The organism is Nostoc sp. FACHB-190, assembly GCF_014696905.1.
Lineage (GTDB): Bacteria > Cyanobacteriota > Cyanobacteriia > Cyanobacteriales > Nostocaceae > Nostoc_B.
This window is the reverse complement of sequence record NZ_JACJQW010000010.1, coordinates 178,688-200,611: the sequence shown is the minus strand read 5'-3', so window position 1 is coordinate 200,611 and position 21,924 is coordinate 178,688. Positions and strand designations below refer to the sequence as shown.

The 21,924-nt window shown below is 40.1% G+C and carries 18 protein-coding genes; 8 read left to right on the top strand and 10 right to left on the bottom strand.

Annotated elements, in window-relative coordinates; translation table 11 throughout:
- Positions 1-113: 113 nt before the first annotated feature.
- Positions 114-1,448: a phenylacetate--CoA ligase family protein gene (locus H6G28_RS14210; RefSeq protein ID WP_190671512.1), complete on the top strand. Its 1,335-nt coding sequence runs from the start codon at positions 114-116 to the stop codon at positions 1,446-1,448.
- A gap of 782 nt (positions 1,449-2,230) precedes the next feature.
- The gene (locus H6G28_RS14205) at positions 2,231-2,665 is read left to right on the top strand and encodes a hypothetical protein (RefSeq protein WP_190671510.1); all 435 of its coding nucleotides are present in this window, start codon (positions 2,231-2,233) and stop codon (positions 2,663-2,665) included.
- A 98-nt stretch (positions 2,666-2,763) separates the two neighbouring features.
- On the opposite strand, the gene ilvD is transcribed toward H6G28_RS14205, so the two are convergent.
- Both ilvD and H6G28_RS14195 read right to left on the bottom strand, forming a co-directional pair.
- Positions 2,764-4,455: a dihydroxy-acid dehydratase gene (gene ilvD / locus H6G28_RS14200; RefSeq protein ID WP_190671508.1), complete on the bottom strand. Its 1,692-nt coding sequence runs from the start codon at positions 4,453-4,455 to the stop codon at positions 2,764-2,766.
- A 272-nt stretch (positions 4,456-4,727) separates the two neighbouring features.
- A complete protein-coding gene (locus H6G28_RS14195) occupies positions 4,728-4,967 on the bottom strand; it encodes a hypothetical protein (protein WP_206758261.1) in 240 nt (79 codons plus the stop codon).
- A 20-nt stretch (positions 4,968-4,987) separates the two neighbouring features.
- Between H6G28_RS14195 and H6G28_RS14190 the strand changes: the two genes are divergently transcribed.
- Positions 4,988-5,611 carry an FMN-dependent NADH-azoreductase gene (locus H6G28_RS14190; RefSeq protein WP_190671506.1) on the top strand — a complete coding sequence of 208 codons (624 nt, stop codon included), beginning with the start codon at positions 4,988-4,990 and terminating at the stop codon, positions 5,609-5,611.
- A gap of 158 nt (positions 5,612-5,769) precedes the next feature.
- On the opposite strand, the gene H6G28_RS14185 is transcribed toward H6G28_RS14190, so the two are convergent.
- Entirely contained in the window at positions 5,770-6,072 is a 303-nt protein-coding gene (locus H6G28_RS14185) for a hypothetical protein (RefSeq protein ID WP_242048500.1), read from the bottom strand.
- A 434-nt stretch (positions 6,073-6,506) separates the two neighbouring features.
- Between H6G28_RS14185 and H6G28_RS14180 the strand changes: the two genes are divergently transcribed.
- The gene (locus tag H6G28_RS14180; protein ID WP_190593990.1) at positions 6,507-6,956 is read left to right on the top strand and encodes a Fur family transcriptional regulator; all 450 of its coding nucleotides are present in this window, start codon (positions 6,507-6,509) and stop codon (positions 6,954-6,956) included.
- 268 nt (positions 6,957-7,224) lie between these two features.
- On the opposite strand, the gene H6G28_RS14175 is transcribed toward H6G28_RS14180, so the two are convergent.
- Positions 7,225-10,326 (bottom strand): pentapeptide repeat-containing protein, encoded by a 3,102-nt coding sequence (locus H6G28_RS14175; RefSeq protein WP_190671504.1) that lies wholly within the window; start codon positions 10,324-10,326, stop codon positions 7,225-7,227.
- Positions 10,327-10,429: 103 nt separating this feature from the next.
- Between H6G28_RS14175 and H6G28_RS14170 the strand changes: the two genes are divergently transcribed.
- Entirely contained in the window at positions 10,430-12,205 is a 1,776-nt protein-coding gene (locus tag H6G28_RS14170) for a DUF3685 domain-containing protein (protein WP_190594026.1), read from the top strand.
- Between the two features lie 79 nt (positions 12,206-12,284).
- Here the strand turns inward: H6G28_RS14170 and H6G28_RS14165 are convergent, their stop codons facing one another.
- On the bottom strand, positions 12,285-12,677 hold the full coding sequence (locus H6G28_RS14165) for a type II toxin-antitoxin system VapC family toxin (protein WP_190671502.1): 393 nt from the start codon (positions 12,675-12,677) through the stop codon (positions 12,285-12,287).
- The gene (locus tag H6G28_RS14160; RefSeq protein ID WP_190671500.1) at positions 12,678-12,926 is read right to left on the bottom strand and encodes a DUF2281 domain-containing protein; all 249 of its coding nucleotides are present in this window, start codon (positions 12,924-12,926) and stop codon (positions 12,678-12,680) included.
- 122 nt (positions 12,927-13,048) lie between these two features.
- Between H6G28_RS14160 and H6G28_RS14155 the strand changes: the two genes are divergently transcribed.
- Positions 13,049-14,362, top strand: coding sequence for a cytochrome P450 (locus tag H6G28_RS14155; RefSeq protein WP_190593986.1), 1,314 nt, complete (start codon positions 13,049-13,051; stop codon positions 14,360-14,362).
- Positions 14,363-14,369: 7 nt separating this feature from the next.
- Complete coding sequence (locus H6G28_RS14150; protein ID WP_190671498.1) at positions 14,370-15,080, top strand: hypothetical protein; 711 nt, start codon at positions 14,370-14,372, stop codon at positions 15,078-15,080.
- A gap of 249 nt (positions 15,081-15,329) precedes the next feature.
- On the opposite strand, the gene H6G28_RS14145 is transcribed toward H6G28_RS14150, so the two are convergent.
- From H6G28_RS14145 to pilM, 4 genes are read right to left on the bottom strand one after another with little or no spacing between them, the layout of a single operon-like run.
- Positions 15,330-17,750 carry a secretin GspD/PilQ domain-containing protein gene (locus H6G28_RS14145; protein ID WP_190593982.1) on the bottom strand — a complete coding sequence of 807 codons (2,421 nt, stop codon included), beginning with the start codon at positions 17,748-17,750 and terminating at the stop codon, positions 15,330-15,332.
- 57 nt (positions 17,751-17,807) lie between these two features.
- A complete protein-coding gene (locus H6G28_RS14140; protein WP_190671496.1) occupies positions 17,808-18,569 on the bottom strand; it encodes a GspMb/PilO family protein in 762 nt (253 codons plus the stop codon).
- Positions 18,566-19,330 (bottom strand): PilN domain-containing protein, encoded by a 765-nt coding sequence (locus tag H6G28_RS14135; protein ID WP_190671494.1) that lies wholly within the window; start codon positions 19,328-19,330, stop codon positions 18,566-18,568. Before H6G28_RS14135 ends, H6G28_RS14140 begins: the two co-directional genes overlap by 4 nt.
- 4 nt (positions 19,331-19,334) lie before the next feature.
- On the bottom strand, positions 19,335-20,441 hold the full coding sequence (gene pilM, locus H6G28_RS14130) for a type IV pilus assembly protein PilM (RefSeq protein ID WP_190593976.1): 1,107 nt from the start codon (positions 20,439-20,441) through the stop codon (positions 19,335-19,337).
- A gap of 139 nt (positions 20,442-20,580) precedes the next feature.
- Here pilM and H6G28_RS14125 point away from each other — a divergent pair, with 139 nt between their 5' ends.
- Positions 20,581-21,879: an ABC transporter substrate-binding protein gene (locus H6G28_RS14125; protein ID WP_190671492.1), complete on the top strand. Its 1,299-nt coding sequence runs from the start codon at positions 20,581-20,583 to the stop codon at positions 21,877-21,879.
- The last annotated feature ends 45 nt before the right edge of the window (positions 21,880-21,924 follow it).

Sequence of the window (21,924 nt, the reverse complement as noted above, 5' to 3'; positions counted from 1 at the left end):
CTGAACATTTAAAAAAACTGTGAAATATTTCCTTAACTGTCTTAACTGTCCTTGTCTTTTTTCTTACGAAAATGATATTCCAAGTTTGACTGTTAAAACATTTTCTAAGGACAATGAATAAATTAGTTCTTGAACCATACATCTGGAATCGCAAGTATGAATCCATGCCACGGGAAGAATTATATGAAGTACAGAAAAACCGACTAATAAAATGTGTAGAAAGAGCTTATGAAAACATACCCTTTTACAAACAACAACTTGATGCTATTGGCATACATCCTGGTCATATTCGGTCTGTAGAAAATATTTCCCTGCTTCCTTTTACGACTAAGGCTGATTTACGCAAACAGTATCCATTTGGAATGTTTGCAGTCCAAATGGATTCAATTATTCGACTTCATGCCTCGTCTGGTACTACTGGCAAACCCACAGTAGTTGGTTATACTCATAACGATTTAAACCTATGGTCGGAACTAACGGCACGAGCATTAGCCGCTAGTGGTGCAGAACCAGGGATTATCGTCCAGAACACTTACGGTTACAGTCTTGCCACTGGTGGGTTAGGTTTTCATTACGGTATTGAACGCATCGGCGCTACAGTAGTTCCGGCTTCTGGCTCCTCACCGCAACGGAATTTAACACTTTTACAAGATTTTAGCAGTGGCATTATATTGAGTACTCCTAGCTACATATACACTATCGGTGAAGTGGCAGAAAGAGAAGGTATTGATTTACGTTCATTGTCTGTGGCTGCGGGGATTTTTGGTGCTGAATCATGGAGTGAAGCATTACGAGATGACATTGAAAAACGATGGAATATAGTAGCTTATAATACTTATGGACTAAGCGAAGTAATTGGCCCTGGGGTAGCTCATGAGTGTCCTCATCGAGTTGGGTTGCATATTTACGAAGATCACTTTATTCCAGAAATTATTAACTCAGAAACAGGGGAACAAATGGAAGAAGGAAGATATGGAGAGCTTGTATTAACAACCATTACTAAAGAGGCTACACCCCTAATTCGCTACCGAACTGGTGATATTACACGCCTATTTTATCAACCTTGTGCTTGTGGTCGAACTCTGACCCGGATGGATCGTGTTAAGGGTCGTATTAACGATTTAATTAGAATAAAAGATAAAACTTTATTTCCTGCGGAAATTGAGGATGTCTTATTGAGATTACCTGGGATTATACCTCATTACCAGATTGTGATTGACGATAATATCAATTTAATTGATGATATTGAAATTTGGGTTGAAGTTTGTAATTCAATTTCGCAAGAACAAACTTTACTTGTTGAGCTAGAGCAGCAATTAATATTTAACATTGAACATCGTTTAGGGATAACTGCTAAAGTCAAGTTGATGCCACCACAGAGCTTACCTCGTAGTGAAGGAAAAGCCAAGCGTTTAGTTAAGAGAAGTCAAGTTAATACAGGACTTTAAACCAGAGCTTAAGCATTTAAACCATAACTTAGTTAGTGCCTAATTTATGGTTTAAGATTTTTACCGATTTTTCAGTTAAAAAATGGCTAATTGAATGTTAGTTAACTGTTGTTTGCCAGGCTTAATTGAGTAAGCTATTTTTTATTAACAGGACTTACGCACAAAGATTGTCTATGAAGATTGGGTGTAAGGGTGTGTGGCGTAAGGTTTTTAGATATATACACCCCTATACCCTGTACCCTTGCACCCTCGCCAAAACTCTTGATTTTTCGTTTTTATGCGTCAGTCCTAATTAATTTATTTTAATAAGTAAAAACTATAAATTCTAAAAAATATATAAATTGCTTTTATGCTTTAATACAAAATTTCTTAACTGTCTTAACTTTCCTTGCATCGTTATTAAAAGTTTGAGAGTTTAAAAAATATCAAGTATGAGGTTATAAGCTCTAAAAAATTTAGAGTAACAAAGACGAAAACAAAACAGCATAATTTCTATCTATAAGCAGTAGCAAATATCAGAAATAATTAATCAAGCATTTGTTACTTGTTCTAGCTTTTCATAGATAGGAAAAATTTGATATTAGGCAAATTAAGAGTGTTAGCAGAAAATTGGAATTATGATACCAAACTCAGTTGTTTTACCTGAAAAGAATACAAGTGATATCCTTCAAAGTATTCGACATATTGACCATATTACTTATGTTGCGTCATTTGAAGATGAACAGAGGTTCCTCTCAAAATGGAGTTTGCTTGGTTTCAATGAACATATGAGGCTTAAGACTGTGTGTTTTCCCGCTATTCACATTGCCTTAGTTAGTGGCATCAGTGCCGAGTATCCGTGGGCAACTATGACTGGGTTATCGGTAAGTGAAGATCCTAATTCACCAATTAATAAGTTTATCAATCTCTATGGTGAAGGGATTCAGCATACTGCTTACAACATCGATCCAGAAGCTGATATGGAGGAACTACATCACCAAATGGCAGAATTAGGGTGGAAGTTTATGACACCAGTATTATCATACAGTGATGAGTCTGGTGCGTTACTCAAGCAGATGTTTGTTGCTCCTAGTAATCCCTATGGTTCTTTTATCGAGTTTGTTCAACGATTACATGGGACTGATGGTAAGGCTTTCAACAGTTTTGACATCAATAATATAGATAACCTCTACCAACATTATGCCGATTATAGTAATTGGCTTGCTGAAACAATTTAAAGGCGCACATATCAATATCTATCAGAATTAAGCTCGTTCATCCAATTTTGCAGAGACGCAGAGATTATGTTTATTTATCTGCGTCTATCTGCGGTTGATTAACTATCAAATAAGCCTAAGTCTGTCACTGCACCAAGGCTGCTGGAAGATACCAACTTGGCATATTTCGCCAATACGCCTTTAGTGTAACGAGGTGGGCGGGGTTGCCAATTAGCACGGCGACTGGCTAATTCTTCATCAGAAATATTCAACTGCAATAGCCGTGATGGTGCATCAATGGTGATAGTATCACCTTCTTCGACTAAGGCGATCGCTCCACCCACAGCTGCTTCTGGTGCAACGTGACCAACTACCATCCCGTAAGTCCCGCCGGAGAATCTGCCATCGGTAATTAATCCCACAGCATCACCCAAGCCAGCACCAATAATTGCCGAGGTGGGAGCCAACATTTCCCGCATTCCTGGGCCGCCTTTGGGGCCTTCGTAACGAATCACAATCACGTCACCAGCTTTGATTTTGCCTGCCAGAATTGCATCTAAGCAAGATTCTTCCGATTCAAATACTCTAGCTGGGCCAGTGATGACTGGTTTTTTCACCCCGGTAATTTTCGCCACAGCGCCTTCCGTAGCCAGATTACCTTTGAGAACTGCCAAGTGACCTTGAGCATACATCGGTTTATCCCAAGGACGAATCACATCTTGGTCAGGGCTGGGTTCATTCGGCACATCGGCAAGAACTTCGGCAATGGTTTGACCTGTGATGGTAATACAGTCACCATGTAGCAAATCATGTACCAGCAGCATTTTCATGACTTGAGGAATACCGCCAGCTTTGTGTAAATCTGTAGCGACGTATCTACCACTGGGTTTTAAATCGCACAATACAGGTATTCGACCACGGATAGTTTCAAAGTCATCGATGGTCAATTCCACACCAGCCGCACTGGCGATCGCCAAAAAATGCAATACTGCATTTGTAGAACCGCCAACTGCCATAATTACCGCAATAGCATTTTCTATAGATTTGCGGGTGATAATCTGGCGTGGTAATAATTGCTTACGAATAGCTTCGACTAACACCAACGCAGATTTTTCTGTACTGTCGGCTTTTTCGGCATCTTCGGCGGCCATTGTGGAAGAATAAGGTAAACTCATCCCCATTGCTTCAAATGCCGAAGACATGGTGTTAGCTGTAAACATCCCGCCGCAGGAACCCGCACCCGGACAAGCGTTTTGTTCAACGGCTGTTAATTCAGTTTCGTCAATTTTGCCAGCACTGTATTGTCCCACCGCTTCAAAGGAACTGACTACAGTTAAATCACGACCGTTGTAGTGTCCGGGTTTGATTGTACCACCGTAGACAAAAATCGCGGGAATATTCATCCGGGCGATCGCCAGCATTGCCCCTGGCATATTTTTATCACAACCACCAATGGCCAATACGCCATCCATGCTTTGTCCAGTACAAGCTGTTTCAATGGAATCGGCAATCACTTCTCTTGATACCAGGGAATATTTCATCCCTTCCGTTCCCATCGAAATACCATCACTGATGGTAATTGTTCCGAAAATTTGCGGCATAGCTCCAGCAATTTTAATACCAGCTTCTGCCCTTTGTGCCAATTTGTTTATCCCCATATTGCAAGGGGTAATAGTGCTGTAACCATTGGCAATACCGACAATTGCCTTGTTAAAATCGGCATCTTCAAACCCAACAGCCCGGAGCATCGCTCGATTTGGCGATCGCTGTACACCCTGTGTTACAACCCGGCTTCTCAAATTATCCGACATCTTTCTTCCTTTGACTTTATCGCTTGTATTGCGATCGTATTATCTGATTTTCTCATGCCAACGCAGCACACAAGAGTATTAACCTCAGTGTTGATCATTTATTTATTTCCGAATTTCCACCACAGTGTTTTGTCAAGATTTTATTACCAAATATATTGGTAATTAGCCTCTGTGGTTGGTAATATACGCCTGCGTCAACCTTACACCAACTAAACGATTCAGCATGTTTCTAACTCGAAGAGGAGGTTTGATCACCTGGATAACTGCGGCGATTACCAGATTAGTTTTAGTAATGCTTTGATCAGGTCTGTACCCCAATTGCGACCTCTCAAGTCAGGTACATCTGCAAAGCTCGTTTGACCTAACGTTTGAGCGACGGCTGCGGCTGCATTAATCAAACCATAACCATTCATTGAACTAAAACTATTCTGGAGTGCGATCGCTTTAGCAACAATATTATTGTTTTCATTGCTTTCAACTACATTGTTGTTAGCATCTGCTTTGTACAACAAATAATTTTTAGGCTTTATTTATGGCAAACATCCTACACATTGATTCTAGTCCTCGTGGTGAACGTTCGATTTCGCGATCGCTCTCTTATGAGTTCGTGACATCCTGGAAAGATTTTCACCCAGGCGATACAGTTACCTACCGGGATTTGGGTCATTATCCTGTCCCCCATGTAGATGAATTATGGATAGCTGCGGCTTTTACACCACCTGATGCACGCACACCCGAACTAGTGGAGGCGATTCAGCTTTCGGATAGTTTAATTGATGAGTTTTTGGCTGCCGATCGCTATGTTTTTGGTATACCAATGTATAACTTGAATATTCCTTCTACTTTCAAGGCTTATATTGACCAAATTGTGCGTGTCGGTCGTACCTTTGGAATTGATGCGAACGGCTATAAAGGCTTAGTTGATAGCAGCAAAAAAGTGTTAATTATTACCTCTCGTGGCGGGACTTTTCCCCCAGGTACACCCTTTGCAGCTTACGACTATCAAGAACCTTATCTCCGCACTATTTTGGGTTTTATTGGTCTAACTGATGTCACATTTATCCATGCTGACAGCCTCAACTTAGGTGATGATGCTCGTCAACAATCATTAGCGGCTGCTAAAGAAGCGATCGCGCAGACTGTAGCTAGTTGGTAAAGGTATAAGTTTTATCAAAATAGAATTCAGGAGTCAGGAGTCAGAATTCAGCATAAATTATGTACGCAGATGCGAATAAATGGTGAAATACTACACTAAACCTCAATGAGGTCAGGTCTTTCTCCTTCACTCATTGGTTCTGACTCCTGAATTCTTCTTCAACCAATTGTTAAATCTGGTTCTTCACAAAAGTTAAATAAGGCTGATTCGGATTCTGATTCATCGTCAAATACAGCAGATATGTACCATTCACAAGGTGAATCATTGGTATATTCAGCCCAAACAATTGTTGCGGTTTCACCAGATGGAATCCCCTCTTCACTCAAGGTGAATGGTAGCCACTCATCTTCATCAACAGACACCCACAACTCTGTAATGGCTAGGTCGGTTTGATTGGTAACGGTAAACGTAAATTGATCTGACATAGATAACCTTTCAGCTATAACTAAATTGTCAGTCATCGATTATACTCGCTCTTTTTTCGATGTTTGTCTATGTAATTGCTCAAAGCCTTATATAGGAAAGATTTCTAGTTTTTTTAGCTCAATTTTAATTGCAAAAAGAAGATTAAAAATTTTACCTAAATGAGTTATTTACATAGGGCAGGATGTCCGCTTTAACGGCATTATGTTGCGTCATATAAACTGCTCCTATCCCAAGGTAGACATTAATTTGAATTTTAAGCTAAAGTTGTAATGAGTTTGCTTTAGCGAGGAAGACGATGAATCAACCCTAAACAAGCTGTAAATACCGTAGTTAGAGAGTGAGATTTATTGAGCGATCGCTAACCACAACACAGTTAGAAAGAAAAAGCATCATATAATATTTTTTTATATCAAAAAACAAAAATAAACCTGGAAATCACAATTTCCCTGAATACTTAGCGAAATCTAATATGGAAAAACCAACGATAGCTAAAAAACCAATTCGCTCTCTAGAAGATGCGCTAGATCAGTGTCAAACGCTGGGTATGCGCGTTAGTCGCCAGCGCCGCTTTATTTTGGAACTGCTGTGGCAAGCAAATGAGCATCTATCTGCGAGAGAAATTTATGATCGCCTTAACCAAGAAGGCAAAGACATTGGTCATACCTCTGTATATCAAAACCTAGAAGCTTTATCCAGTCAAGGGATTATTGAATGTATCGAACACTGTGATGGTCGCTTATATGGCAATATTAGCGATGCTCACAGCCATGTCAATTGTCTCGATACTAATCAAATTCTGGATGTACATATAGAATTGCCAGAAGAATTGTTGCGTCAAGTTGAACAACAAACGGGCGTAAAAATTACAGAATATAGTATTAACTTTTATGGCTATCGCCATCCATCAGAAGATGTGTAGAGATGTAGAATTACAGCAGATTTGATGTTTATGAGGTACAGCAACTGATTGAAAAAAGTAATGAGTAATGAATAATGAGTCAAGAATTTACTTAATATTCACTACTTATTACTCATTACTTATTATTTGTGCTGTGCCTCACTTAATTCAAAAGTGCTGTAAAAAGGTAAACGGTAAAATTGAGCTTCCCTAGCGTGGGCTTGTGACCATTATTCTTTTACTTCTTTTGCCTTTTTACTTTTGCCTTTTTACTTTTTACTTTTTAACATCAATCATAATCGCTGGGATTCACACTAAATACCGTTTCATCTTCTACATCATCATCATCATCGTATAAACCAACTGAAGTAATTGGTTCTGCTTGTGAGTCGTCAATTGTGCCGATGTTGGTATCGCTTAACCAAGCTGCTGTTTGATCGCCTCTGTCGCTGCTACTCATTACAGATGTCTGTGAGAGTAATTTTTTCAGGGTGTAGAACTGTTCTAAAGAGAATACAGCACCATTCATCGTGGCAATTTCGCGGTCAGCAGCAGTTAGAATGGCATCAAATAAGCAGGCATTGACAAGATTGACATTTTCCAGATTAATGCTGCTAAGATTAGCACCAGTCAAGTTAGCACCAGTTAAATTGGCATAACTTAAATCAGCATTAGTTAAATTGGCATAACTTAAATTTGCATTAGTTAAATTGGCATAACTTAAATTTGCATTAGTTAAATTGGCATAACTTAAATTTGCATTAATCAAATTTGTCTGCTCTAGATTGGCTTTAACTAACATCACTTGTAACAAAGATGCGCCAGAGAGATTGAGTTGAGTTAAAGATTGGGGGAGAATGCGTTTAAGCCAAACAGAATGGGATAAAATGGCGGCTTTACCCATTAGCATTGTCAAAACTTCTGGGTAGAATTCAGCAACATTTTGCGGATTGCCACAAGGAGAAAAAGCAACTTTAGTAAAGCGATAACCAGCAGATAATAATAAAAATACATTTATGCCTACACTGGCATTAATTTGCTCAACATTTATGGGATTGCCGAGTGTGTGAAAATAATTCCAAGCTTGATGCGCTATTCCTTCATTTAACCAACGACCTTGACAATAACCACGCCAAAATAATTCTAGACGTTGTAATAATAAATCTAAAGAAAAATCACTTTGAGGCTGGTGTAGTAACGTTTCAATTACCAGTTGTTTAATTTCTGTAGTGAGGACACCATAACCAAGAAGTTTATATAAATGTTGAGCAACACTCTGCGGCGAATCAAGAGCAAAAATTAATATTCCGTAGTCATCTTTTTGCTGCTGGGTAAGAATTTTTAGTTGATAAGCAATAGCTTCTGCACAGAGATATTCGCCTAATTTGGGGTGAGAAAATTCTGTGAGGAGTGCTGAGTGCTGAGTGTTGGGTGCTGAGTGTTGGGTCACCGAAGTTTGCTCAACGGGGGAAACCCCCGCACGCAACTTCTCGCTGAGTGCTGCGGGGGAAGTTTTGAAGTAGAAAGCGGGTAAGGTAGGGGGAGGGGAAGTTTCTGTGAGATGAATTTGATAGCGATCGCTGTGTAAAATTTGGAGAGCGATCGCCTGGATTTGGTTTAATAAATCTTGGGGATGACAACCAGAAAGTAAATTGGCGATCGCTTCTTGTGTACGATGAATGTGAGCCGAACCAGAACGCAATAGCATGGTTTTAATCCCGCCAGTCACCGGATAACCTAATAACCAACGACTCAGGCGATGATAAATTTCCCACACTACTTTAGTAGTACTAGGTGATTGCGCTAATTGCCAAATTTCATCATCTATAAGTGCATCACGATGTAAAATCCCTAGTAAATACAGCAACAATGGTTGACGTACCAAAGCCGAAAGTTCGGGAAACTTGGAGTTACTGATAAATAAGCCAGATTGCTTTAAGAAGGTAAAGAAATTTTGAGCAACGGGTAATGACTGTAACATTGCCCACTGTTGAAACCATTGTTTTAATTGTTCTTGTTCTAATGGTTGAATAATAATTTGTGGTAACTGCGATAAGATATCTGGCTCAATTTCTTCTAAAGCATTTTTGCGACTAGTTAAAATAATTTTATGTTTACCTTTAGCTTGCAACGCCATTAACTGCTGAATAAAAATTGTCTTGGCTCTTATCCCTAAATTAGCAGCAGGTAATTCATCCAAACCATCAAGCAGTAACAAACAGCGCGGTTGTTCTTGTTCTAACCAATTACTTAAGTTAGTTTGAGCATTCAAAGCAAAACCAGAATTCAAAGTTTCTGCTAAAGTTTGACCATATTTAATATCCCGCAAGCGAATAATCACCGGCATCCAATTAGGATAAAGTTCTCTGGCTACTTCTGCTGCCCAAATTTGACAGAAACTAGTTTTACCATATCCTGGTTCGGCCGCAATCACAGCAATATTTTCACTATCTGCTAACTGTTCTTGCGCCCATTTTTTGATATCAACCGATGGAGTATTAGTATTTACTACTAAACCTTTGAGGGTAATATAAATATCCTTAAGGGCAAAAGACTCGATAAATAAAGGTTGGCTGAGATTTTTTAGTAAAAATACGCGATAATTTTCTCGACATAAATCAATTTTATCCCCTACAGATGAATTTTTAGCTGCGCCTAAATTACCTGATTCAGAAGGAGCAATATTACTTGTAGAACCTAATTGGAAAAATTTTTGTAATTGTGCCAGTTGTGGGGCATTTTCCGCCACAACTTTGAGTAAATATCCACTCAGGGAATGAGTTAAACGCTGGGTTAATAATTTTGCTTCTAAATCTTCTGCACCATTCGCAATTAACCAAGCAATAGTAGCATTATTCATTTGTTGCACTAATAAAGAATCCGCCACTACAGATAAGGCTTGTTCTGCTTGGGTATCAGTTAACTTTCCCTGGGTTAAAGTTTTTAATAATCCTTGGAGTTGTACATCTTGCAGACTGAGTTTGCCAATAATTTCCTGTAAAATTTCTCCTTGACTGGAAATCATCGCTCGGTTCAGCCAAGGTTTTTTCAGACTGACTTCTTGTTGAATGATTTGATGTAAAGCATAGAGATAAGCAATGTGAAACGCCAGCCATGTGCCTTCGTTACGTTTTAAGGCCTTTTTTTCACTGAGACTACGCAACAAACTTTCTGTTAGTCGCGCAATCAGCTTGATATCTTGCCAAACAGAACCCAGAGGTAGTTCTAAAACCTCGGCTAAAGTACAGACATCAAGTGGTGCAAGGCTTTTAACTTCCATATCTTGGACAATGCGGTAGGCTACACCCGCCAATTGACCAAGGGAAAATTCTCGAATTTGACTGATTTCAATCTGGCGTTCTGCCAACCATTGCCTGATACTGAGGTTCATTTAATTACACAACTAAGACTCCGCCTATGTCATTATGATTCATTTATTGGGTGACGAAAACAGGTAACAATGAGTAGGAAGCTGCTTAGTATCTGAGTCAATGATGAGCGATCGCCCTCTTAAATTATTACTAGTTGACCAAGACCCTATTTTCCGTTTAGGACTGCGGGTAACTTTGGAAGCAATGCTGAATTTGCAAGTTGTCGCAGAAGTAGAAACAGAGACAGAAGCTTTGCAAATACTAGCAGAACTTACTAATCAAGACCCAGAAGCAGTAAATTTAGTGGTTTTGGACTTAGGAAGCGATCGCAAAACGACTCCTTTGGAGCTTCGCTCTTTTGACAGTCGGTTGCAAGGTTTAGAATTTTGTCGCCTGCTAAAAACTTCATACCCAGACTTACCGATTTTACTGCTGAGTGCTGTCCAAAACCGAGAAATATTAGCTGCTATTAGGGCAATTGGGGTGAATGGCTATCTCCCTAAAGGTACTCCTGCATCTCAAATTATTGCTGTGATTTCAGAAGTCGCCGCAGGTGCTTCCCATTGGGTATTAGATACTAACTCGCCTTCGGCTCCCATCTCGCCGCCTCCCCGAATACCTTGGCTGCGGCTATGGCAAAATCAGTGTTTATCGGGAATCGGCTATATTAACGCTTCCCTAGCAACAATTACAGTCAAACTACAAACCCCAGGCTTACCAATACTAGACCGGGCTGTGCTGGCGGGACAACGGCGAGAACTGTTAGCGGCGCGTTGGCTACTCCATCATTTGTTAATTTCCGCCCCAGAACAATCACCATTGATTTCTCCGACAGAAGAATTACCATTGATTTCTTCAGCCAGTAGTGTCATTGTGCCAACAAATGTAGAGCCACCTTTAACTTTGCTCCCAGAAATCAACCCTAGTGCCTTGCAATTTGATTTATTTTCAACTTGTATAAATAAATTACAATTTTCTTTGGAAAATATTTCAGATGTCCCGTTAGAAATTGATATTCTCAGGGAAGATAAGAAACGGGAATTACTTTATTTAATATTACAAAAATTAGCCAAACAAATTGAAGATTTACGTGCTTCTCAAATCACCATTGAGCAGTTAGAGGGATTTAAAAATACTATTTTGTTTGATTTATGGCAAGCTACAGTTACAGACTTTTTTGGTAAATTTTCCCAAGTGCCAATCGGGGGACAAAAAATTGAAGTTGTCAAGGTATTGCTGCAAAATCCCAGAATTATTCAAACTGACATCTTCAATAAAATTCCCTTTGTAGTAGAGTTACTCTCTTATTTACTATTTCAAACAGATTTTCAGATTGATAATCAGACTTATTTAGCTGATAGTGATGCTGCTAAAACACAGTCATTAATGATTTTAGAAAATTTGTTGATTCAAGTGGGTAATGGAGTATTACAACCACTGTTAAATTATTTAGCAGATGTGGAGGCAATTAAGAAAAACTTTTATACTCGCAAGTTAATTTCGACGCGGGAAATTGAACGGTTTAGAAATGATTTGTCTTGGAAATACCGTTTAAATAATTATGTGAATGAAGCTAAAGCAATTTTTGAAAGTCGCTATGAGTTATTTGTATTAGCACCAAGGGGAATTGCGAAAACATCAGTTTACGCGCCGCGCAATGCAGAATTAGCCAAGCTTGCAGGTGTACCGTTATTTGTAACGCTGGGACTAGAATTTTGGGATGCGATCGCTCCTCGCCTACAATCGCTATTATCTTTTTTAGGCAGTGGTATTGTCTTCGTTTTAACCCAAGTTATTGGTCGTGGTTTAGGTTTAATCGCTCGTGGTATTCTCCAAGGTATCGGTAGTGTGTCGTTCTCAGAGAAAAATTTCAACCGCAATAGCGAAAGACAAAAGTGATATTTAAATTAAAGTTAATTAAAATGAACGAGATGCGATCGCAAGTTTTATGAACAAAGTGCAACTACTTGAGATAGACTCAATACCAGTCTGCGATCGCCAGACCTGTAACCCTAGAAAATTCTCTGACATTGTGCGTTACGAGAGTTGCTTGAAGGGCTATGGCTGTCCCAGCAATCAAAATATCAAGTGAACCTATGGGTATACCTTGTTGTTCTAATTGAGCGCGGATATTAGCCGCAGCCAAAGCATGATGCTGCTCAAAAGATACCAGATTAACTTGACCTAATAGTTGTTGAAGTTGTTGAGTGCGTTTTGCTGGTGAGTTAGATTTAGCGATACCAACTTGTAATTCAAAGAGAACGATTGTAGAAATGACTATTTCTTTGGGAAAAACCTGAGCTAGATTTTGAGCAACCTGTCCCTGACCTTTAAAATAATAGATCAGGGTATTAGTATCTAAAACGTACATTTAGAGACTCTCTCTTAATATGTCTTGTCCCGAATTTTCCCGAATCTCTTCTAAGCTAGGAAAATCTTTTGCCCAACTTCCAGCTAAGGAATAAACTAGTTCTGTCCATTGCTGTGAAGTGACTGTATTGTTTGGTTGATTGGCATTTAGATATTGATCACGAATAGATTCAGCAAAGGAGAGAATCTCACTAGCTTGGTCTTGGGGAAGAGATTTGACAAGTTCATAAATTTGTTCGGCTATAGTCATACAGATTTACTGAGCAAGTAAATAAAACTAGAAAACTCCTGTTCTTCCACAAAACATCTTAACGTAAGTTTCCCCCAGAGACAGAAGTTAATTAAAATGAACGAGATGCGATCGCAAGTTTTATGAACAAAGTGCAACTACCACCCGGAAGCTTTGGTTTACCTGTTGTTGGCGAAACCCTGTCTTTTTTGGCAGACGTAAACTTTGCAGAAAAACGCTATCAGCGTTATGGGTCGATTTTTAAAACCCATATTTTAGGTAGACCAACAGTAGCCATGATAGGGCCAGAAGCAGTTGAGTTTGTCCTTTCTAGCCATATAGAAAATTTCTCTTGGCGTGAAGGCTGGCCAGAAAATTTCAAAATATTGTTAGGTGAATCATTATTTGTGCAAGATGGTGAAGAACATCGTCGCAATCGTCGTTTGATTATGCCAGCTTTACATGGCCCGGCACTAGTCAACTATTTTGCCACAATGGAAGAAATCACTTGTAGCTATCTTAAAGAATGGGCAGTTAAACAAGAATTTACTTGGTTTGAAGAGTTTAAAAAACTCACCTTTGATATTGCCAGCCAACTGTTATTAGGTACAAGTTCTAGTGTAGAAGTTATCCGCTTAAGTAACTTATTTACTAACCTCACCAATGGTTTTTTTGCGCTGAATACTTTACCTTTACCTTTTACCACCTTTAGTAAAGCGATCGCCGCTCGCAATCAAATTTTAGAGCATGTTGCTCAGGTTGTAAAAGCACGCCAGCAAAACCCTACCAAAGATGCTTTAAGTTTATTAATCCAAGCTAGAGATGAAGAGGGTAACAGCTTAAGTGAAACAGAAATTATCGCTCAAGCAGTACTGTTACTTTTTGCTGGACATGAAACCACAACTGCAATGTTAACTTGGTTAGTTACCGAATTAGCACGCCACCCAGAAGTTTTGCAACGCGCCAGAGAAGAACAGTTACAACTTGCTGCATCTGGTTCTTTAACTATAGAGCAGTTGGGAAAAATGCCCTACTTAGACCAAGTTTTATGGGAAGTTGAACGACTGTATCCACCAGCCGCCGCAGGATTTCGTGGGGTAATTAAAGAATTTGAATACAAAGGTTTCTATGTCCCGGCTGGTTGGCAACTATATTATTCAATTTTAATGACTCACAACCTACCAGAAATTTATCCTGAACCAGAAAGGTTTGATCCTGAACGTTTCAGTCCTCAGCGCCAAGAACATAAACAATATCCTTTCAGCTTAATTGGTTTTGGTGGCGGGCCGCGTGTGTGTATTGGGATGGCGTTTGCCAAAATGGAAATGAAGATTGTTGCTGCCCATCTTTTACGCAGCTATGATTGGGAAATCTTACCTAACCAAAGTTTGGCTTCAGTCAGAATTCCTACAAATCGTCCTAAAGATGGGTTGCGGGTTCGATTTCAACCTCGGTGAAATTGTTATGACACCTGAAATAAATCTCAGTTTGCCGTCAGAAGTGTCTCAAGGTTGGCAAAGTATGAAAAACGTTGTCAACCAAGGGGTTCACTCTGTGAATAATTCTCTGCAACAAGTTGGCGAGTCTTGGCAAGAAACAGCTACAACAACCTTAGAACAAGCTAAATCTTCGATTGGTCAAGGTTTACAAACTGCTGACCAATTTAAGAATACAACATCAGGTGCAGTGGAGCGTGCGATCGCCTCTTCCATCAATGACTGGCTAACACAACATCCCACAATGTTACGCCTACTGCACGCACTCAATTGGGCCGCGAATCACCCAATTATTAGTATAATCATTATCCTCTTGAGTCTGGCGCTGCTTTTTGGTCTGGTAAATGCTATTATTCGCTTATTTACAACAGCCAGTTTTTCTCTCTTACAAGCACCATTAAAATTATTACAAGCTTTAATTAAATTTATTTTTCTTAGTATAGCTAAACTTACTGGTTTTACTTGGAATAAAATCAGCCATCATCAAGCAATAGATAATATAAATACCATTCAAACTCCTTATCCAGATAAACAGCAAAGATTAGTCGAAATCTCATCTCGTTTAGAAACACTCCAACAAGAACAAAAACAACTTTTACAAGAAGCGGCTGAAATCATTGCTACAGATAGCACAAATCTAGAAATTAGATTTAGCCAAAATCACACTAATGTTATTTAATCAACCTCCCATCCGTGTCTATCTGCGTTTATCTACGGTTAATTTTCCTCAAAATATATAAAAAGCTATCACATTCAAAGTGATAGCTCATTGGTATATGAATCTTGAGGTTTATGTTACAGAAAGATGACTGAAATTATCAGTAATAATTGTTTTGCCAACTTCCTATTTCAATACCATAACATATATGACTTACGCAGTCAGACGAACAATCAAGAGTTTGAAATCGGCACTATCACCTACAATAATTTACCGCTTAGGCGCACCAAATCCACGACGCTCAAGCACATTTCGTACCTCTGGGCTAGGTGTGTAATTGTAGCCGTAAGAAGAATTTTCTGAATCATCCATAACTTGAGGTGTAAGTAACACAATTACCTCATTACGTTGATTGGTTTTGTTGGTTCTTCTAAATAATGAACCAATCAGTGGTAAATCTCCTAAAATGGGTATTTTAGAAACAGTTACGCGGTCTTGGTCTTGAATAATCCCTGAAAGAATTAATGTTTGACCATCACGTAAACGAATCAAACCAGAATTGAGCGATCGCTCCGAGACTAAAAATATACTTTGAGTATTACCACCAACATTAATTTCTGCGGAAGATTGAGGAGCCTTAACAATAGGAGCGACAGATAATGACACAAAACCGTTATCATCAATTCTGTCAACTTTGACAGCTAGTGTTAAACCCACACTTGTTTTCTCAGCAGTAACAGTTTGTACAGCAGTATCGCTACCACGAGTTATTTCATTCCTAATGTTTCCTACTACTTCTTGCGTCAGGTTAACATTAGCGGTCTGACCTTCTTGCACAATCAATGTCGGGTCGGTCAAAATCTTGGCATTACCACTTGTCACCTGAGCTTGCAAACTAGCTAAGAAACGTTTGGGGAATTGAAATAAAGTTGGCAAAGATGTAGTAGCTGTACCCAGAGTTCCTCGTGAAACCGTCGATGTACCATCAGCGTTTCTTGTAATTACCGTATCTGTTGCTGGAGTAATATTGGAAAAACCTGGTTGTAGAGGGTTTCCTGTAGGCGCAATAGGTTGATAGAAAGTAGCAGAACCTGGATTAGCAACTCTAGTGATGTTACCATTGGCATCTATTACAACTGTACCTGGGCTAGTTCCTGGAATAGATACACCAGTGTTTGGATCTACGAAGGGAGTACCTTGGACTGGGTTTGTAATAACTGGTGTACTAGTTACACTACTTGCCGCTTCAGCACTAGTAGCGGGTCTAGAACCACCAAAATTGAAAGATGCAGCACCGCCATCATTAACAAAGAAATTATTACCAACACCAAAAGAAAAACTAGTGTTAGTGTTATGAGTGTTTAAAAGGTTAACATCAATAATTTTGACATTGACTACTACTTGACGGCGACGAACATCAAGTTGAGTTAGTTGAGAAATTGCTATATTAATTTGTTTGGCAGGGCCAATCAAGGTGATGGAATTTGTCCGCTCATCCCCTAATGCTTGTAAACCCCGTAGCAAAGGTGTTGTGTATTGAGAGTCAGCCAGAGTGAGACGTTCAATTCTTGTTTCAGTAGTTGTCTGACTTTGAGTTACTGGAGCCGCACTACTACCCACAGGCACAGCAGTCACATTAGTAACTTGTCGTTCTCTGGTGACAGCACTTTCAGCCCCCATTCCCACTAAAAAGTTCAAAGCAACTCCGACATTGACTTGATTCAGTCGCAAACTACGTACAATCACATCACGAGTGGAATTAGGTAATTTTGCCCCTACAAACACTGTACGACCATTACGATTCGCTTCTAACCCGCTTAAACGCAAGACATAGTTAAACACATCTTGCACAGGCTCGTTTTCTATATCTAAAGAGATTGTTTGAGCAGCATTGGCAGGAGCAGCACCTTGCTGACCTCCAGCAGGATCACCACTGATATAAGCCAAATTCAAATTAGCCGCACGGGCTAAAAGTGATAATACTTCCCGCACTGGTGCATCTCGCAACACCAGCCGAGGAACACGCTCTTGGGTTCCTAAATCAATCACACTCGGAGAAGCATCTGTGGCCGAAATGGCGATGTCTCCGACTGGTGGCGCAACGGCTCTGGGTAAGAATGGCGGTGCTTGGCTAACAGGTTGACCAGGCCCAGCCGCTTGGGCTGGTCTGCCATCAATACTAATTTCTGGGTTAGGAACCAGAACATCTGGCCTTTGGCTTGGTTGCACAGGCACATTTGTTGTAGGTGCTGTTGGCGTTGTTGGTGTTGCAGCTACTGTACCTGTGGATGGTGTAAAACCAAGGGTGATTCTGTCATCTTTGCGTAGTACTGGTTGACCACTGGGTGCATCGTTATCACCAGTGACTATAACTCGAATGCTATTAGCATCTAGCTGTACAACTTCAACAGAGGCGATTCCCGATGCAGGTTTATCTTGACGGAAGTTATTACCACCTGGTAATCGTAGTTGAGCATTAATCACATCGGAAACTAAGGTTTTACCTCTTTTGGTTGTAAAAACCTGGGGGCGAGAAGTTGAAGATGTTTTTAAAACTACGTTAATGCCACCATCAACAGCATTTAACTTAACATCATTAACTTGAGTTACCTGCGCCCACCCTGGTTGAGCTGCCAAAAATGTTAAAGCAGCAGCACCCAATATTAAACTATTACCGTGAAGCTGTTTCACAGTTCATTCCTCACTTTATAAACATTTTTAAGCAAAAATTGTTGAGAAAAAGCACTTCTATTTAGGCGGTGCTTTAGCAGCTGCGGCTATTTCTTCTGGTGTAAGTGGCATCAAAGCCTGCAACTGGAAAGATGTAGTTAGAGGTGGCGGCCCTACTTGACGTATAGCTTTACCTGTTTGAGTTGTAGCTTGTACTGGAGCCAACACTGACTGATAATCCCTAACGATTAACAAAGGCTGTAAACGCTCTATATTCCGCAGAATTGATTGAGTTTGTTCATAAGTACCAACAAATTCGACATTGATACTGATGCGTTTTAGTTTGTTGTTGACTGCTACACCCAAAGAATCATCTGTGATTGGTTCGGCTTTATTAGTAACAGGGGCAAACTTCTGGAGTTTGGCTTTGACTGCGTTGGGGGGAACTTGAGCATTACCAGACTCAATCAACCGATTTAAATCTAACAGCAGAGTATCTAAAGTTTTTTCATTAGCAAACAAACCTAATACTTGAATTTTTTGCTGTTTGGCATCAGCTAAATCTTTTTTTACTTGGTCAATCTGTTTGAGAGTGGCCTTTTTCTGGTCAATTTGCCCTTGCAATTCCCCACTTTTTGCCTGCTGCTGCTGATAGGTATCCCATGCTGGCATGACAAAGTTCAGCACTATAAATAAGGCTCCAGCAAGACCTACTACCCCCGCTATACCTCCAATAATTTGGGGAGTGAAGGCAATACCAAAGACGACTGGATGGGGCGATGCACCTGAGTCAAATTCCTCACCCTGATCTGCAAAATTCAAATCTTCACTCAGCGTCATTTCGGGATGACTCCTGTTTGTTGCATAGTGCGAATTCGAGCTACTAATCCTACCGTGCCTTTTTGTTCTAACTCCCGGACTAAATCGGAAGCAGGAACATCGCTTAAACTCGATTGGATTGTGTATTTAACTATTTGTGGTGGTTTGATGGGAACTTTCGATGTACTCGCAGTTAGCGGTAATGGTGCATCTACTAAGTTTGCACCAGTAATTCTGCTGTCGGAAGCTTTCAAAAATTGAGACTGTTGCAGACTCAATAAGAAATCGTTGACATCGTTAAAAGTCCGCGCGAATCCGGTGATTTCGATCCCACCAGCCGGGTTTGTGGGTGGCTGACCTTCTGCTGCTGGTGTGGGTGGAAGTTGTTTGACGTTTTCTATTTGTACTGTAGCTGGAATGCGATCGCGTAAATCTTGTAACATCGCTGACCAAGGTCGAATTTGGTCAAATACAGTGACTAAACTTTGAGTTTCGCCTTTAACTGCATTCGTTTCTTCCTTGATTTTGTTAACATTTCCTATTTCTGAATCTAATCTAGTGACTTCTTGCTGTAACTGTGCTATGTTCTGCTCTAGTTCGCCGTTTTTCCCTTGCAGTATCCACCAACCAGCCCCAGCAAAAACCGGTAAACACAAACCCAAACCAACCCCTAGAAAAATTGGTTTCGGGTCGCCAACCGAAAGCTTTTTACCAGCTTTTTTGTCACTTTTGTTCTGGTAAATTGGGCGGTCTTTGAGAAAGTTAACATCTAAACTGTACATCCGGTTACACCTCCCGCATTCCCAAGCCAAGTACGATCGCTAAACCAGAACGTTCCAAAGCTGGATATTTTTGTTCATCAACCTGCAAAGACAACCCCCCCACCGGATCTACTTGTGCAGTTGGCAAGCTTAAGCGTTGTGTGAAAAACTCATCTAGCTGTTGCAGTCCGCCACCCGGCCCAGCCAATAAAATCTGCGCGATTTCCAAATTTTCACTTTGATTTAAGTAAAAATCGATAGAACGGCGCAGTTCATCCGTGAGTTCTCCCACAACTCTCATCATCGCCGCCATCCCTGGGTTGATTCCTGTCACCCCAGTTTGACCACCATCCATCGGAGTTGCCGGAATAATCATTTCCCGTAAAAGTTCCATATCCCGTGATATGGGTACACTCATCGCCCTCGCTAAGGCTTCTTGCATTTGATAAGTACCAATTGGCACAGTCCGCGAAAATTGAGGTACTCCGTTCACAATGATGGCTATTTCTGTACTGTCGAACTCAATGTCCACCAGTACCACCGCTTCCTGTGGGCCAAATTGCCGCAGTTGGTCACGGATTGTCCGAATTAGCGCAAAACTGTTAATCTCTAAAACATCGATTTGCAATCCAGCTTGCTCAAAAGTACTTAAATATGTATCAGTAATCTCCTTGCGGGTGGCTACTAATAATACCTGTACTTTTTCGATGCCGTCCTCATCTACAAAGTACCCAAGTTTTTGGTAATCTACATCAGCTTCTTCACGCGGATATGGTAAATACAAGCCAGCTTCATGATTCAACACCATGTCCCGTAATTCTTTGTCATCTAACTCAGCTGGCACTGGAATCAGACGTACGATAGAATCTCGTCCAGGTACACCGGTAGCAACACGAGAAGCCTTGATTTTACTTTCAGCTAATCCTTGCTGAATGATTTGCGCCATTGTCGGGGGGTCAGCAATTTGACCATCTGTCACCACACCTTCGGGAACTGGAACAGATGTAAAAGATTCTAATTTTAAACCTTGGCGCTGCTTGCGTAACTGAACGATATTTACCCGTTCTGATGCAAGTTCGATGCCAACCCCTTTATTAGATTTGCCAAACAGACTATTGAAGCTTTTCACCACAGTTCCGCCGGACTACTAAATAGAAAATTTAATTTGTCAACGCAGTATATTGCGTCTTTACGGGTAATTGATTTAGCCTATAATCTCGTTAATTCTCCATAAGCTTTTCATTTCTATCAAGGGTGAAAATACTGGTAAAATGACTAGACTACAAAAATTCAAGCAACTAACAGCTTGGGCAATAATTGGTTTATTGACTAGTTGGATTGTTAGTTGCAGCACAGGTAACGTTGGCACAAGTCCAAAACCAGGAACGACAGAAGCAGCCAACATTGAGTTTTGGACAATGCAACTCCAACCTCAATTTACTGACTACTTTAAAACTTTAATTTCTGATTTTGAGTCAAAAAATCCCGGTGTAAAAGTTAACTGGGTTGATGTGCCTTGGGCAGCTATGGAGAACAAAATTCTAACAGCTGTCTCCGCAAAAACGCCACCTGATGTTGTTAACCTAAATCCAGATTTTGCCTCCCAACTAGCAGGACGAAATGCTTGGTTAGACTTAGATACAGCAATTCCTCAAGATGTGCGATCGACTTACTTACCAAACATTTGGAAAGCCAGCACACTCAATGGCAAAAGTTTCGGAATTCCCTGGTATCTCACAACAAGGCTAACTATTTATAACACTGATTTGTTAAAACAGGCAGGTATCAGTAAACCACCGACTACCTACGTAGAGTTAGCACAGGTAGCACAACAAATCAAAGATAAAACTGGTAAATATGCCTTTTTTATTACTTTTGTACCGCAAGATTCTGGTGAGGTGATGGAGTCTTTGGTACAAATGGGTGTGACTTTAATTGATGCTGATGGTAAAGCTGCTTTTAATTCACCACAAGGTAAAGCCGCATTTCAATATTGGGTTGATTTGTACAAAAAAGGACTACTACCAAAAGAAGTGTTAACCCAAGGTCATCGTCATGCTATTGATTTATATCAATCGGGTGAAACTGCATTTTTAGCTTCAGGTCCAGAATTTCTCAAAACAATAGCTAATAATGCCCCAAAAATTGCTCAAGCTTCTGCGATTGCACCACAAATTACTGGAGATACAGGTAAGAAAAATGTGGCGGTGATGAATATAATTATTCCTCGCGCCAGCAAACATCCTGAAGCTGCTACTAAGTTTGCTTTATTTGTCACAAACGACGCAAATCAACTATCATTTGCAAAAGCAGCAAATGTTTTACCTTCAACTACTAAAGCATTATCTGATAGTTACTTTAAAGATATGCCAGCTAATGCTTCTACGGTTGAAAAAGCCAGAGTTATTAGCGCAAATCAATTACAACAAGCTGAGATTTTAACTCCAAAGTTAAAGGATTTCAAGAAATTGCAAAAGGCAATTTATGAAAATTTGCAAGCAGCGATGTTAGGTCAAAAAAATGTTGATAAAGCTGTTGAAGATGCTGCACAACAGTGGAATAATCGCTAAATTTTGACAGTGTCCGATTCCCGACTTCTTCAAGAAGTCGGGAAT

Bases quoted from the DNA above. Each gene is read 5' to 3' on its own strand.
- H6G28_RS14210 (WP_190671512.1), top strand. From the start codon at position 114: ATGAATAAATTAGTTCTTGAACCATACATCTGGAATCGCAAGTATGAA.
- ilvD (WP_190671508.1), bottom strand. From the start codon at position 4,455: ATGTCGGATAATTTGAGAAGCCGGGTTGTAACACAGGGTGTACAGCGA.
- H6G28_RS14190 (WP_190671506.1), top strand. From the start codon at position 4,988: ATGGCAAACATCCTACACATTGATTCTAGTCCTCGTGGTGAACGTTCG.
- H6G28_RS14185 (WP_242048500.1), bottom strand. From the start codon at position 6,072: ATGACTGACAATTTAGTTATAGCTGAAAGGTTATCTATGTCAGATCAA.
- H6G28_RS14180 (WP_190593990.1), top strand. From the start codon at position 6,507: ATGGAAAAACCAACGATAGCTAAAAAACCAATTCGCTCTCTAGAAGAT.
- H6G28_RS14175 (WP_190671504.1), bottom strand. From the start codon at position 10,326: ATGAACCTCAGTATCAGGCAATGGTTGGCAGAACGCCAGATTGAAATC.
- H6G28_RS14170 (WP_190594026.1), top strand. From the start codon at position 10,430: ATGAGCGATCGCCCTCTTAAATTATTACTAGTTGACCAAGACCCTATT.
- H6G28_RS14165 (WP_190671502.1), bottom strand. From the start codon at position 12,677: ATGTACGTTTTAGATACTAATACCCTGATCTATTATTTTAAAGGTCAG.
- H6G28_RS14160 (WP_190671500.1), bottom strand. From the start codon at position 12,926: ATGACTATAGCCGAACAAATTTATGAACTTGTCAAATCTCTTCCCCAA.
- H6G28_RS14155 (WP_190593986.1), top strand. From the start codon at position 13,049: ATGAACAAAGTGCAACTACCACCCGGAAGCTTTGGTTTACCTGTTGTT.
- H6G28_RS14150 (WP_190671498.1), top strand. From the start codon at position 14,370: ATGACACCTGAAATAAATCTCAGTTTGCCGTCAGAAGTGTCTCAAGGT.
- H6G28_RS14140 (WP_190671496.1), bottom strand. From the start codon at position 18,569: ATGACGCTGAGTGAAGATTTGAATTTTGCAGATCAGGGTGAGGAATTT.
- H6G28_RS14135 (WP_190671494.1), bottom strand. From the start codon at position 19,330: ATGTACAGTTTAGATGTTAACTTTCTCAAAGACCGCCCAATTTACCAG.
- H6G28_RS14125 (WP_190671492.1), top strand. From the start codon at position 20,581: ATGACTAGACTACAAAAATTCAAGCAACTAACAGCTTGGGCAATAATT.